Below are 14,819 nucleotides of genomic sequence, written 5' to 3' on the forward strand. Positions count from 1 at the left end.
CCGATACGTTGATAGTAATCGGTAATTCAACCGTTTTAAATGCGACAGGTGCCGATACCTATCTTTGGAATCCAGCAACCGCTTTATCGTGTAATGATTGTGCAAATCCGACCGCTTCGCCTGAAAACACCATTCAGTATTGTGTGATTGGCTCTAATACATTTGGTTGTGCCGATACAGCTTGCATAACCATTACCGTTGATACCGATTGTGGTGAATTGTTTATCCCACTTGCTTTTAGCCCTAATGGTAATGGCAAAAATGATACATGGAAAGTTCAGGGTAGGTGTATAAAATCAATAGAACTTTATATTTACGATCGTTGGGGCGAAAAAGTGTTTGAATCATTTAATCAAAATGATGCTTGGGATGGAACTTTTAATGGTAAACCACTAGATACAGATGTATATGTATATATGCTAACAATTAAATTACGAAATGGTGAAGAAAAAGTATTTAAGGGAAATATAACACTTTTAAGATAATGAAATAAAACTGAAAAGCTATGAGAACATTATTATTTTATATCATAATTTTAAGCTTCTTATCATCGAATAGTTTTGGGCAGGATTATGCTTTATCAAATCCATTTGATGCTCCAATTTTGTTAAATCCTGCCAATACAGGTGTACAATATCCATTAAGAGCTATTTTGAATTATCGTCAACAATGGAAAAGTATAACTAATCCTTTTACAACTATTTTAGCTTCGTTTGATTCTAAGACCTTTACACAGAGTAATTCGGGTTCTTCATTAGGAATAGGTTTCTCTCTTGCTAATGATAATGCAGGATACGGAAACTTAAATACCATGAATATTAATTTACATTTAAGTGGAAAAGTTATGTTGAATGATAATCAGACTTTATCTTTAGGCATATGTGGTGGCGTTATGCAACGAAGTATTGATATTAATAAATTGACCTTTACTGATCAATACGATGGTTATAGTTATAATAGCTCTATTGGAATTGGTGAAAGTTTTGCAACAGAAAAGCGACTTGTGCCTGATATAGGAACTGGTATTCAATGGAGTTATGGGCGAGGAGCTGCAACTTTATCATCAAACGATGCTATTGGTGCTCAATTGGGTTTTGCTGCTTTTCATGTTAACATGCCCAATACAGGTTTTCAAGAAGATGCCGATAAACGTTATATTCGAATGGTTATGCACGGTAGTTTTTCTTATGGAATTAAAAATACTCCATTTCAACTAAATCCCAGTGCTTTAGTCGAAATGCAAGGTCCTGCTAGAATGTATTTTACAGGTTTATTAATAAAATATCGATTACAAGAATCGTCCAAATATACCGGAAACCTACAAAATAGGACTTTTAATATAGGAGTTTTTTATCGGTATGGAGATGCTATCACTTCTGCGATTCAACTTGAATGGGATATGTTTGTAGTTGGTTTTAGTTATGATTTTAATATTTCAATGTTAAAAGAAATTAGTCACAGCAGAGGAGCAAGTGAAATTTTTATTAAGTATATACCTATAAAAAAACAGCTAGCTAATAGGCTGCTTTAAATATTCTTATACTTCTTTAATGAATCTAAAGCTTCTGATTTTCCGAGTTTATATGCAATTTCGAATAACTTAATTGCTTGAATGGTTTTTCTTTGTTTAATAAAAATATTAGCCATAAGGAAATAAGCATCCTTATTTGATCTATTAATATTAAGTGCAGCAATACATTCATTGAATGAATTTGAATAATTTCGCTCAAAATAATCAATCCAGGCAATATTTAAATATGAGTTAATTACTGTTGGATTTAGTTCAATAGATTTAATAAAACATTCTTTTGCTTTTTGATAATTTTTTTGTTGCATAAAAAACCATCCTAGGTGTTGCCATGAAAAAGGATTTTGGGGATATATTTCAACATTTTTCTTAAAATCGGCAAAAGCTTCATTAAAATTATTTAAATAATAACTGGCATAAGCTCTGTTGATTCTAGCATCAAAATTTGTAGAGTCTAATTTGAGAATAAAGTCATAATCGTTATATGCTTCTTTATATTTTTTTAGTATTGCATATTGCCATCCACGATTAAAATAAGCTTCAATATTTCGATTATTTAAAAGAATAAGAGTAGAATAATCTGCAATCGATTTTTCGTTTTCATTTAATAAAAAACATGTATATGCTCTGTTTTTCAAAGCGATATCATAATAAGGATTAATACCAAGTGAAATACTAAAATATTTTATTGCTCTTTTTTTATTGTTTAACGAATAATATAATTCACCTAAATAGTTCCAGGTTTCATAATCTTTTTTATTTAATTTAAGACATTGATAAAAATCACGTAAAGCGCGATTTATTTTTCTTGCTTTAAGGTAACAAAAACCTCTTTTGCCGTATGGATAATAATACAAAGAATCTTCAGCTATAGATTTTGAATAATATGCCCAGGCAGTTGTGTCTTTATTCATTTTTAAATAACAATCTCCTATGCCCGCATAAATAATGTGCTTATATATTTTTAAAGTATCAAGTTTTATGGCTTTAAAAAAGTCGTTTAATGCTGAATCTAGCTGTGATATTTTTAAGTAAATATTCGCTCGATTGATTAAATAAGATGCATCAGTTGGATCGAAACGAATTGCATTTGAATGATAATATATAGCACTATCAATTTTGTTTTCAGATAAATACTCAACAGCTAAGTTAGAGTTGATAAAAGCAATATTAGGATTACTTTTTAATATACTTTGATATAATGATTTTGAGTTTTTCCAATTCATCATTTGATTATAACTAATAAGCAAAAGGCAAAAAGTTACAATGCATGAAATAGCTAAAAAATATTTTTTTGAAAATTTTTCGACATAAAAAGCTATTATAATAAATATACCTATTCTTCCTAAATATATATATCGGTCGGCTATTATAACTTTTCCTTCAATAGAAAGAAAATGAAGAAATACAGAAATATTAACTAAAAAGAAAAACCAACCTAAAAAAATAATACGGTCTTTATCAGATTTATTTCTTTTTAAAAAAATTAAAATGGAGACTACAAAAATAAAAATCAAAAAAATTAGATAATAAAAAGAAATATCAAGCCTTCCGTTAGGCAATCTGGATGGATATGGATAAACAGCATTTAAATTTAATGGCCATAAAATATTAATAAGGTATAATAACATGCTTTTACCGGCGAGTAAGGTTCTATCGTAGAAATCGAATGAATATTTTTGCGAAACAATATCAGACCAAAGTGGAATCTTTAAAAGAAAAAGAATTATAAAAATACCAAAAAAAAATATAATGGATAATAGTAATATCTGCTTATATTGTAGTTGCTTATTAGTTTTGAAAAAGATAGATGTAATTTTATTTTCAAAATATGGAAAACTAAAGAACAATAAAATAAATAGAACAAAAATCCATTTGCTACTGCTTAATATCATTATCATTAAAAGAACTAATGGAATAATTTTTTTATCCAACTTCTGATTTAAAAATAAATAAATGAGCATTAATATTATGGGTACTAACAATCCTTGAATCTTTGAATATGCTGCAAATAATGTAAATATGCCAAACATTGCATAAAAAATCACCCTTTTTTCTTTATAGTAACGAATATAACAATATATAGATAACAAGGTGAAAAATGAAAATATAATATCCTTTAATGCGGATGCCCAAGAAACTGGCTCAATAGCAAGAGGGTGAAAGGCAAATAAAAGAGTTGTTAAAATTGAAATTTTATCGTTTTTAATTACGAGTTTTAAAACTTTGTAAACTAGAAAAATATTGATTAAATGAAAAATATAATTTAGAAAGTGAAAAGCGAAGGCTGACTTGCCAACAATACTATATAAAAGCGAAAAAATACTAAAAGGAATAAACGTAAATCGTTCATTATTGAAAAAGTATTTTAATGTATCTATACCGAAATTTATTGTATAAACATTTTCATAAATTAATGCGTTATCGTCCCACGTTAAAAAATTAAAACTCAATATAGATAGATAGAAAATGGAACTTACAATAAGAATTATTAAAAGCAATACGTTGGAATAAAAATATTGCTCACTTCTATTCCATATATTTTTAAGCATAAAGTAAATAAATACTATACCTCATTCACTGTAAATTGATAATACTCAACTACAGGGTTTATTAGCATTTTATTGCACATTTCGTCTACCATTTTCTCAGCTTCTGCTTTATTTTCAGCTTCTAGTTCAATAAAAATATGCTTACCCACACGAACATTTTTTACCGTTTTAAACGAAAGGTTATATAAACCAAGCATAACTGCCTTACCTTGTGGATCTAACAAGGCTTTTTGAGGCATTACATCAATTTGAGCTTCAAATTTTTTCATGTATAATTATTTTTTAAATTATATACTAAGGTTACATGGAATACGCCATTCGAACAAATAGTGATGTTTGTTTGTGTGTAAATTTCATTTTCGGTTTGTGTGAATTTGTTCTCATGGCTATTTCATATATATATTTATTGTTTTTATTCAATTTCGTTTGTTTCGTTTGGAATTTGTATATCGCGGATTCGAAGTTGAAGTGTTTCTTTATTCATGAATTCGTTTTTATCAATAGAGTAGCAAACATTAAATTTTTTTGTATGAATAAGTTCATCTACTTTATAGCCAAAGTTAAATGCGATGGCAGGGAAAAAATAGTTTTTACTACTTTCTTGTTTTAAATCGAGTTTAAGATGTTCGTTATTTTTACCAACAGTTTTTCCAGATCCGGCATCGTAAACGTCGTATGATGCAAATATAGGAGTCATGTTTCCTGGCCCAAAGGGTTCAAACTTGTGCAATATCTTAAAAAAGCGTGCATCTATGTCTTTAAATTCGAGTACATCGTCAATTTCTATGTGGGGAATTAAGAGCTCGTCGGTAATAGAAGAAGCTACAATTTTTTCGAAAGTTTCGATAAACGTATAAAGCTTTTCGGGTTTGAGCGAAAGTCCTGCTGCAAACATATGGCCACCATAATTTTCAAGTAGGTGTCCGCATTTATCGATAGCATTATATAAATCGAATCCATCAACGGTTCTTGCAGATCCGTTGATTATGCCATTTGATTGAGTAAGTATAATAGTAGGTCGGTAGTAATATTCGATTAAACGAGAAGCAACAATGCCAATTACTCCTTTGTGCCAATTTTGATTAAAGAGAACTGTAGTTTTTTTATGTTTATATGTTTCGTCATTTTCAATCATTTCGACCGCTTCTTGAAATATTTTTTGGTCGAGTGACTTACGGTCTTCGTTGCATTCATCTATATCACGGGCATGACGACGAGCTTCAGCTTCGGTTTCGGAAGTGAGCAGTTCTACTGCTTTAGTGCCATTTTCAATGCGACCAGCAGCATTGATACGGGGACCAATTTTAAAAACAATATCGTTAATATTGAGTTTTGTTTGCCCAACGCGTGCAATGTCTTTTAAGGCTTTAAGACCAATAATGGGGTTGTTATTTAATTTTTGTAAGCCAAAGTGAGCGATTATACGATTTTCGCCCATAATGGGCACAATATCGGAAGCAATACTAACGGCTACCAAATCGAGGTATTGGTATAGTTGTTCAAAAGGAATATTTTGCTTAATACAATAAGCTTGAAGTAGTTTAAAACCTACACCGCAGCCACTTAATTCTTTAAATGGGTATTTACAATCGGGGCGTTTAGGGTCGAGAACTGCTACTGCATTAGGAATAATATCGCCCGGAAGGTGATGGTCGCAAATAATAAAATCTACATTTTTTTTGCGTGCATATTCAATTTTTTCAACAGCTTTTATACCACAATCTAGCGCTATTACTAAATTATATTTATGTTGGGCAGCATAATCAATCCCTTTGTATGAAATACCATAGCCTTCGTCATAGCGATTTGGAATGTAAAAAGAAATATGTGGGTATATTTTTTTTAAGAAAGAGTATAACAACGAAACAGCTGTGGTCCCATCTACATCGTAGTCGCCGTATATAAGTACATTTTCGTTTTGGTTGAATGCTTGAATAATTCGCTCAATAGCTAAATCCATATCTTTCATTAGAAATGGATTGTGCAAATCGTCTAAGCTGGGAATGAAAAAAGATTTTGCTTTCTCGATGCTGTCTATGCCTCTTTGAGTTAACAAATTAGCTAATACAGGATGTATATCAAGTTTTTCTGAAAGCAGTTTTATTACTTCAGCATCACCCTTAGGTTTTATAATCCAATGTTTAAATGGTACGGTCATGTTCTGATGTTAAATATTAGTGAAAAATGGTTCAGCAATTTGGTTATAACTTCATTCATAGGAACGGGTTGCCCTAATTCTTTTTGTAATGAAGTAACCCCTTTGTCTTTAAAACCACAAGGATTGATATAGTTGAAATAGTTAAGATCGGTGTTTATATTAAAGGCAAAGCCATGCATGCTTATCCAATGTGAGACACGAACACCTATAGCGCATATTTTACGTGCTTTTTGAGGATGGTGAGCATCGAGCCATACGCCTGTTGCACCTTCTAATCTTTCTGCTTGAATGTTGTAATCGGATAAAGTTTGTATTATGACTTCTTCAATATTATATATATATTTTTTTATACCTAAGTTTATCTTTTGCAAATCGAAAATGGGATAACCTACAATTTGACCAGGACCGTGGTAAGTAATGTCACCGCCTCTGTTAGTTTTATAGTATGTTGCGTGGATACGGTTTAACATTTCGTTGCTAATGAGTAAATTAGAGTTGTTTCCACTATTGCCGAGTGTATAGACGTGGGGGTGTTCGCAAAATATTAGATAGCCTAAGAAATTATTTTGATTGATGTTTTCTCTATTTTTTAATATTTGGGCGTGTAGTTCTTCTTGATAGTCCCACGCTTTTTTATACTCTATTAATCCAATATTATGATATTCAACCTTATACATAAAATGTTTTGAATGGACTAAAATACAAACAATTTTATTTTTTTCCTATGTCTAAAAAGTTTTGCTTCAAAATCTACTTTTATACATTTATGTTTTTTGCCTTTTTGTGTATAATTCACGTATTTTGGCATATTTTGCAAATGCTGCAAATGCAGAGATCACAGCGATGATAAAGCCATAATATCCATCTAAAAATCCTCCCTTAAAAATAAAATCACGTTTAAATTTCCAAATTGATTTAATAATCATTCCGCAAAATGTTACTTTTCTGCCTCTTTCAAAATCGGCTTGAGCTCCTATTTCAGTAAATTTATTTACTTGATCCAAATGTTGATGAATGGAATAATACGAATAATGGAGAAGATCGCCTTTTAATAAAGTTGTTGAGCATCCAGCTTCCATTTCGAAACGGTCGTGTGGATTAATACCTGTCCATTGACCTTTGGGAGCATACCATAAACGTAATTTTTTATCGGGATACCACCCACCATGTCGTATCCATTTACCACAATAGTTGGTAATGCGATTGACGTAGTATCCATCGTGTGTCCAATTTTGTTTTACTTTTAAAATGGACTCTTGCAGTTCTTTTGTCAATACTTCGTCAGCATCTAAAGACAACACATAAGGATATGTGGCTTGAGTAATGGCATAATTTTTTTGTTGAATATGCCCTTCGAATGCATGCTCAACAAATTTTACTCCATACGACAAGCATATTTCTTTTGTTTTATCTTTTGAAAATGAATCAACCACAACGATTTCGTCTGCTACTATTCGGGCGGCTTCGATGCAACGAGCAATGTTTTTTTCTTCGTTGTAGGTTATGATTACTACAGATAGTTTTATGTTTTCAGTCATGATAATATATGCGTTTTACTCTTCTTGAAATTCCAGTAAAAATCTCGTAGGGTATGGTATGCAAAATGTGGCACATGGTTTCAATATCGTCAATGGTCTCGAAAATGGTAACTTCTTCGCCTTCTTGAACATCTAAATCAGATACATCAACCATACACATATCCATACATATTGTGCCAATGATCGGTACTTTTTTGTCTTTTATTTTAACTTTGAATATACCGTTTCCGAGATGTCTGTCAATGCCATCGGCATATCCAACAGGTAGAATTGCAATTTTTGAAGGTTTAGTTATTATTCCCTTACGATTATAGCCTACTGTTTCTCCAGTACCTAATTCTTTTATTTGTGATATAATTGTTTTAAACGATAAAACGGGTTGTAGTTTGTTTTTTAGTACACCTGAATTACTTATTCCATACAAACCAATTCCTAATCGAACCATATCAAAAGCATATTGTGAGTGTCGTTCAATACCAGCTGAATTTAATATGTGTATCCATATTTTGTCTTTAGATACGTGTTGAAGCTTGTTTGCCGTATTTTGCAGGCGTTGAATTTGTAATTTAGTAAATTCGTCTTCGGCTTTGTCTTCCGAGGCGGCTAAGTGGCTGAAAACCGACTTTATTTTTATGTAAGGATATTGTGCTATTTTTTGAGTCAAAAGATTAATTTCATGGGGCAAAAAGCCTAAACGGTGCATTCCGGTATCAATTTTAATATGGCAAGGATATTCTGAATAACCAAGTCGTGAAACAGCTTTTGCAAATAAATCCAATGTTCTGAAACTATAAATAACAGGTTCGAGGCGTTGTTCAATAATCATCTCAAACGTTTGGGTTTCGGGACTCATAACCATAATAGGAACATGAATGCCATTTTGCCTTAACTCAAAACCTTCGTCGGCGTATGCAACAGCTAAATAATCGACATTATGGTGTTGAAGTAAGCGAGCAACTTCGAACAAACCACTTCCGTAAGAGAAAGCTTTAACCATTGCCATTATTTTTGTCTGGGGAGGTAAAACCGACTTATAGGTTAAATAATTATGCAGCAATGCATTTAAATCAACTTTTAAAATAGTTTCGTGAGTTTGGAGCTGAAGTTTTTGACGAATGCGTTCAAAAGCAAATGCCCGTGCACCTTTTAGGAGAATAGTTGTATTGGAAAATGGTATTTGATATAAATGGTTTAAAAAATCTTCGACGCTTTCGAAGGTTATAACTTGTGAGTGAAAAAAGTCTTTGTACTTTGTAATTTCTTTGCCAATTAAAATTAAAAAATGAATGTGAGCATTATTTATCCATTGAGCAACTGTTTTATATACTTCTTCTTCTGAAAATCCTGTTTTGGGAATGTCAGAAAGTATGATAGCTTTTTGAGGACGATTGTTTTGTTGTTTTAAAAATTCAAGCGCAACTGATATTGAAGTTAAATCGCTATTGTAATAGTCGTTAATAAGTGTACAATTGTTTCCGGCTTCAACTAATTCCAAACGCATATCAATAGGACTAAGCAAGGCTGCTTGTTCAATCAATCGTTCTAAATTAGCATCCAAAGCATAGGCGCTTAACAGAGAAGTCATGGCATTTTCGATAAATGCTTCGTTGCTGAATGGAAGTGTAACGGTATAAAATTTTTGGTCAATTTTAAATTGAATAACTGTGCTAAAATCTGAACTTGTGGTACTTTCAATTTTCAACCAATCATTTTCATGATAGCCCCACGAACAAAGGGTTTTATTAGGGAATCGTTGTTTAATAGCTTTGTCTAATGCGTCGTATTTTGACGGATAGATAATTTTTTCAACCGATTCAAATAAGTTTAGTTTTTCATTTATTTTTTCTTCTAAAGTTGAAAAATTTTCTTGGTGTGCATTGCCTATGTTGGTAATGATGCCTATATTAGGTTTAATAATAGACGACAAAATGGACATTTCTTTGGGTTTTGAAATACCCGCTTCGAATAACGCAAGTTCATTGTTTGCTGACATTTGCAATACCGAAATAGGAACTCCTAATTGACTATTGTAGCTCTTGGGGCTACGAATAATGTTTAATCGTTGATTTAGTAAATCAAATATCCATTCTTTTACAATGCTTTTACCATAACTTCCGGTAATCGCTGCAACAGGATAATGAAATTGCAGACGATGCCACGCTGCAAGTTTTTGCAATGCTTCGAGGGTAGAAGATACAACGAAATAAGTTGCATCGTTGTATGTATTTTCGGGCAGTCGATTAACAATAAATGCCTTAACTCCTGCTTCGTATAGCTCATTTATAAATTGATGTCCGTCGAAACGATTGCCTTTGAGTGCTACAAATAAGCTTTCTTTTTCGAACCAAGGATAGCGGCTGTCTGTAAATATTTGCCTTATGTAACCATTTGGATTACCAACTATTCGGCAGTTTAAAATTTCAGCAATTTGGTGATAGTGGTAAATCATTTTCCTTCGTTTTGCATAACTTTTATATAACATTCTCTGCACAATGGTTCATATTCGGTGGTTTCGCCTAAAAGTACCAGCTTATCGCTTTTTATTTTTCGATGTGAGTATTGAGCTAAATTGCCACAGCTCATACATATAGCATGAACCTTAGTTACATACTCGGCAATTGCCAATAATTTGGGCATTGGACCGAATGGTTTCCCCATAAAATCCATATCTAAACCGGCAACAATAACTCGTATGCCCCTATTAGCAAGCTGATTACAAACTTCAACCAGCGTATCATCGAAAAACTGAGCTTCGTCTATTCCAACTACATCTACATCGTCGCTTACAAAAAGCGAAATATTTAAAGCTGTTTCAACTGGCGTTGAGGGAATTGCATTTTCATCGTGCGATACAACCTCGGTCTCTGAGTAGCGAACATCGATATGAGGCTTAAAAATCTCTATTTTTTGTTTGGCAATACGAGCACGGTTCAATCGGCGTAATAATTCTTCGGTCTTACCCGAAAACATAGAGCCACAAATAACTTCAATCCAGCCTCGTTTAATATAATCGCCTGATTTTTTTTCTAAAAACATAATTTAATGTATTCTTAAAGACTAATTTTGTAACTTTACAAAGTTAATTCATAATTTTACGATACTAAAATTTTTTTTCATTATGAAACGTAATAAACAATGGGACAGCATATTAATTAAAATTGAAGAGTGTAAAAACGATATTCAGTACATTCAAAATAATGCTTCGGATATACCTATGATAGAAATTGATATAGCCTTGGAAAAGCTTAGTCGCATATACGAAAGGCTTTTATCGCTTAAACTCGGAGCTGCAAGCACCGAAGAAACAGGCTTTTTTGCTAAAAATTCATCACTTATTACCAAAATTATTCGCGATTCTGTTTTTAATCCTGAAACCGAAACAGAGAAAAGCAAAACCGAATTAACGCCGCCGCAAGAACAAATTGAAGAAAAAAAAGAAATTGTTGTCGAAGCAAAAAATGAATCAAAAGAGCAACCCATTGTAGTTGAAACCAAGCAAGAAACGAAAGAAGAAGAAAAACTCAATGTTACGTTAACCAATTTAGAAGAATCTAAATCGAAGGTCGATGAAAAACAAACCAAAACAACAAAGACTTTAGCCGAAACCTTGAAAAAAGAACCCCAATCGACGATAGGCGATAGAATGGCTTCGCTTTACAACAAAAAAGACATTGCCACATTGCAGCAACTTAAACCAATAAAAGATTTAAAACAAGCCATCAGTGTAAACGATAAAATTATGTTTATCCGCGAATTATTTGCCAACGATGTAGATAAATACAATACCACCCTTAACGAAATAAATTCCTGCCAAAACCTCGACGAAGCCTTGGCTATTCTCGACACCAAACTCACTATCAACAGCGAAAACCAGGCAATGCAGAACTTTTTAGAACTGGTTTATAGAAGATATATGTAAGTTTATCCCAAGTACGATGAATAAACATATTCAACCAAGCTTATAAAAAAGTAATATTTTTAGAGGAATCGACCCTATACCCACTGCCATACCGAGCCTGTCGAGGTATTACCCTACACAAAAACTTAATGAGCAATGGGGTCATTCTTTGATAAGCTCTGAATGACCTTTAGATTTGTATCGTGTAATTAAGAAGAAGAATCAATCTATAAATTATTGAAAATAAGATTGATTTTTTAATTGCAATAACGAATACTGTTGTTTTATTTTTGTTTTGCAAAGGTCTCAGATTGCTTCACTATGTTTGCAACGACGTAAAAGGAGTTTTGCAAAGATCTTAAACTAAATTAAGTAATTCGGCTTATGCTTCGCCTTCTATTGATTTATTGTGGATTAACAAAAAAATATTCCAACAATTTCTTAACAATTGATTATTTATTTATTAATAACTTTATAATTGCTTCAATTTTTAATTTGTAAATATTTTTCAAAAAAGTGAAAACACCTATTCATCATGGTGTCTAATCCTTGAGAAGTATATATTGTATCTGATTGAATACAATTATTTGAATATAAAACCATTCGAACAGTTGCATTATTAAATGGATCAAAATATTTATAAACTGAGTTTGTATCAATATAAAGATTTTTATAAGTTTTTAAATAAAATTGATCTAATAACTTATTTATATTTTTATTTGTTCCTGATAAATGTAAATATATTGGAAGTTTTTCATAATTTTTTAGATTTATCATAAAATCAAATAATACATTGTGCACGCAAGATTCACAAACCATATCTGTATAAATATATATACTAGCAAAAGTAGGTTCTTTTATATTTTGAATATTTAATATATAATATAGAATATTTTGAGAATTAAGAATATTATTATTTTTAATAATTTTACAAACCTTACTACTTTCAATAGTTTCCATTTTTTTAATAGAATCTCTTGCTTTATTTATATAATTATCGTATTGATTTTTTGTAATTAGTTTGTTTACTAATTTATAGTATTTTAACTTTATGTTATTTTGATTTACATTAATAGAAATTATATATTTTTCGGTAAAAATACTGTGGTATGAAAGTTTAATATCAAATACCAGCTCATTAATATAATTTAAAGAACTATCGGCAATTATCATTGAAAAAAAACTTTTTCCATAACGTTGATAAGGAAAATAAACATAAGAGTAAAATAATTTTCTAAAATTATCATAATTTAATTGTAAGTATAGAGCATTTATATTTTCTACTCCCCAATGATTGGTACGAGCTTCTTTAAAAGGGTAAATACTATCTACTAATAAAGATTTAAGCTCTTTTTTATCGATATATTGTGCATTTGAATTTAATATAAATATATTTTTTGAATAAAAATATCTTAATAAGATTTTATTATTCATTAAACAGTAGTATTTATCTTTAATATCACTTGGATAAAAAATATTATTTTCAATGTAAGGATAATCATAAAAATTTGCATCATTTATTTTCTTATTAATAATATTGAAAACTCCACATACTGGAAAATGTGATTGTACAAATTCTTTTGTACCTATATTGTAAACTGATAATCTATTATATGGTATTAATAATTTATTCTCAAAAAATACTAAATGATTATTACTTAATGAAGGATAAACATATGCATTTTCTTTAAATTCAATTTTTCTATTGCAAAAATATTTAGTTTGGGGCAAATTGATGTTTTTAACACTAATATTATTATCTTTAAGGGTTAAAACATATATTAAAGAATCATTTAAGTTTTCGTCAAAAGAATATCCATGATAGGTATATGTTAATAAAAAAGAATCCTTATTAAAGCAATAAATATTGCTTAAATTATTTTTACATATACTGGAAATATCTATATCCTTTAATATTTTTTTATTAGTAATTGAATAAAAAATAATTCTTTTATTTGAAATAAATGGTATTATCAATATAGAATCATCTGATAAAGCGATTAACTTACAACCATTAATATCTAATTTGTTTATTCCCGAAGGTAAGGGTAATGTTACTTCGTGAATTAATTCAAAATCATATGCTTTTTTATATTCTAAATTTTTATCTTTAGTATGATTACAAAATAAAAAAATAAGTAAAATACTAAGATTCAATAAATATTTAATATACATAACAAATAAATAATTTATAAATATGGGGCTGTTTCAAAAGTAATTTAGAGCAGTTTAAATGCAATAAACACTTTTGAAACAACCATATGTTTTTAATGATAAATAGTAATTTTACCACCAATAATATCACCATTATCGTTTTTAATGATTTCTCCTTTACAATCTTTTGGAATTCCCTCACATGTTATTTTATCGTAATCAACGGTTCCATCAGAGTTATAAGTATAATCTATACGTTTAGTACCTTTCCATGTTATTATTTGATTCTTTTCAATTTCTTTCACAATAAACAATTGATTATTTGCTTTATCGATATATAATTCACCTTTTTTTCCATCTTCAACATAATTAGCATTTACAAGTCTTAGATTTGAATAATTAATTGTTAATTTTGAAACATTAACAATGTTTGAGTTATTAATTGGTTTTTGTGAAAATAAATTCACATTCGACGCTAAAATAAAAATTCCTATTAAAAAAAAGTTTGTTTTCATATTTAATTATTTTAAAACATTAATTCTACAGCCAATTATATTACCTTTTGAATCAAAAGAGCACGTGCCCCTACAGGTCGAAGGCTCACCATCACAAGTAAAATCGACTTGGTTTTGATTATTTGAAATAGGAGTAACAGTAACACCAAATGTTCCTTCCCAAGTTGTTTCGGATTTATTACTATTTTCTATTATTTTTTTAATAATATACAATGTATCAGCTATGTTATTATAATTTACATATAATTCACCAACACATCCTCCTGAAATGTAATTTTCATTAATAAGAATAAAATTAGGATTTTTTATCTCTAACCTCTTGAGCTGATGAGTTTCTTCTTTTTTCACATCTTCTTTTTTGCAGGCAGTCATCATAATTCCTCCTGACAAAAGTAATAAAAATAATTTTTTCATAAGCGTTAAATTTTTAAATTAAACATTTTTTTTGCGTTTTAATGAGCTCAATTAAAACTTTT

13 protein-coding genes are annotated in these 14,819 nt (G+C 30.2%); 3 read left to right on the forward strand and 10 right to left on the reverse strand.

Going from position 1 to position 14,819, the window contains the following annotated elements; translation table 11 throughout:
• The coding region (locus tag HPY79_11095) for a gliding motility-associated C-terminal domain-containing protein (protein ID NSW46348.1) at window positions 1-485 on the forward strand (485 nt) is incomplete at its 5' end.
• Between the two features lie 20 nt (window positions 486-505).
• Complete coding sequence (locus HPY79_11100) at window positions 506-1,531, forward strand: PorP/SprF family type IX secretion system membrane protein (GenBank protein NSW46349.1); 1,026 nt, start codon at window positions 506-508, stop codon at window positions 1,529-1,531.
• On the opposite strand, the gene HPY79_11105 is transcribed toward HPY79_11100, so the two are convergent.
• From HPY79_11105 to HPY79_11135, 7 genes are all read right to left on the reverse strand, one after another.
• Entirely contained in the window at window positions 1,528-4,080 is a 2,553-nt protein-coding gene (locus tag HPY79_11105) for a tetratricopeptide repeat protein (GenBank protein NSW46350.1), read from the reverse strand. The two genes, HPY79_11100 and HPY79_11105, sit on opposite strands and share 4 nt — an antisense overlap.
• A gap of 14 nt (window positions 4,081-4,094) precedes the next feature.
• The gene (gene purS / locus HPY79_11110; protein ID NSW46351.1) at window positions 4,095-4,349 is read right to left on the reverse strand and encodes a phosphoribosylformylglycinamidine synthase subunit PurS; all 255 of its coding nucleotides are present in this window, start codon (window positions 4,347-4,349) and stop codon (window positions 4,095-4,097) included.
• Window positions 4,350-4,492: 143 nt separating this feature from the next.
• Window positions 4,493-6,238, reverse strand: coding sequence for a single-stranded-DNA-specific exonuclease RecJ (gene recJ / locus HPY79_11115; protein NSW46352.1), 1,746 nt, complete (start codon window positions 6,236-6,238; stop codon window positions 4,493-4,495).
• Window positions 6,235-6,915: a lipoyl(octanoyl) transferase LipB gene (lipB, locus tag HPY79_11120; GenBank protein ID NSW46353.1), complete on the reverse strand. Its 681-nt coding sequence runs from the start codon at window positions 6,913-6,915 to the stop codon at window positions 6,235-6,237. The genes recJ and lipB overlap by 4 nt, the downstream gene beginning before the upstream one ends.
• Window positions 6,916-7,002: 87 nt before the next feature.
• The gene (locus tag HPY79_11125) at window positions 7,003-7,776 is read right to left on the reverse strand and encodes a glycosyltransferase family 2 protein (GenBank protein NSW46354.1); all 774 of its coding nucleotides are present in this window, start codon (window positions 7,774-7,776) and stop codon (window positions 7,003-7,005) included.
• Entirely contained in the window at window positions 7,769-10,225 is a 2,457-nt protein-coding gene (locus HPY79_11130; GenBank protein ID NSW46355.1) for a bifunctional UDP-N-acetylmuramoyl-tripeptide:D-alanyl-D-alanine ligase/alanine racemase, read from the reverse strand. The genes HPY79_11125 and HPY79_11130 overlap by 8 nt, the downstream gene beginning before the upstream one ends.
• Window positions 10,222-10,812 (reverse strand): thymidine kinase, encoded by a 591-nt coding sequence (locus HPY79_11135; protein NSW46356.1) that lies wholly within the window; start codon window positions 10,810-10,812, stop codon window positions 10,222-10,224. Before HPY79_11135 ends, HPY79_11130 begins: the two co-directional genes overlap by 4 nt.
• Before the next feature lie 82 nt (window positions 10,813-10,894).
• Here HPY79_11135 and HPY79_11140 point away from each other — a divergent pair, with 82 nt between their 5' ends.
• Window positions 10,895-11,695, forward strand: a complete 801-nt coding sequence (locus HPY79_11140) for a hypothetical protein (protein NSW46357.1) — start codon at window positions 10,895-10,897, stop codon at window positions 11,693-11,695.
• A 462-nt stretch (window positions 11,696-12,157) separates the two neighbouring features.
• Here HPY79_11140 and HPY79_11145 read toward each other — a convergent pair whose 3' ends face one another.
• The 3 genes from HPY79_11145 to HPY79_11155 all read right to left on the reverse strand — a co-directional run bounded on the left by HPY79_11145 (window position 12,158) and on the right by HPY79_11155 (window position 14,757).
• Window positions 12,158-13,849 (reverse strand): hypothetical protein, encoded by a 1,692-nt coding sequence (locus tag HPY79_11145; GenBank protein NSW46358.1) that lies wholly within the window; start codon window positions 13,847-13,849, stop codon window positions 12,158-12,160.
• Window positions 13,850-13,941: 92 nt separating this feature from the next.
• Window positions 13,942-14,343 (reverse strand): hypothetical protein, encoded by a 402-nt coding sequence (locus HPY79_11150; GenBank protein NSW46359.1) that lies wholly within the window; start codon window positions 14,341-14,343, stop codon window positions 13,942-13,944.
• A 6-nt stretch (window positions 14,344-14,349) separates the two neighbouring features.
• Window positions 14,350-14,757, reverse strand: a complete 408-nt coding sequence (locus tag HPY79_11155) for a hypothetical protein (protein NSW46360.1) — start codon at window positions 14,755-14,757, stop codon at window positions 14,350-14,352.
• Between the last annotated feature and the right edge of the window lie 62 nt (window positions 14,758-14,819).

The sequence above is a fragment of the Bacteroidales bacterium genome (assembly GCA_013314715.1).
GTDB lineage: Bacteria > Bacteroidota > Bacteroidia > Bacteroidales > GWA2-32-17 > Ch61.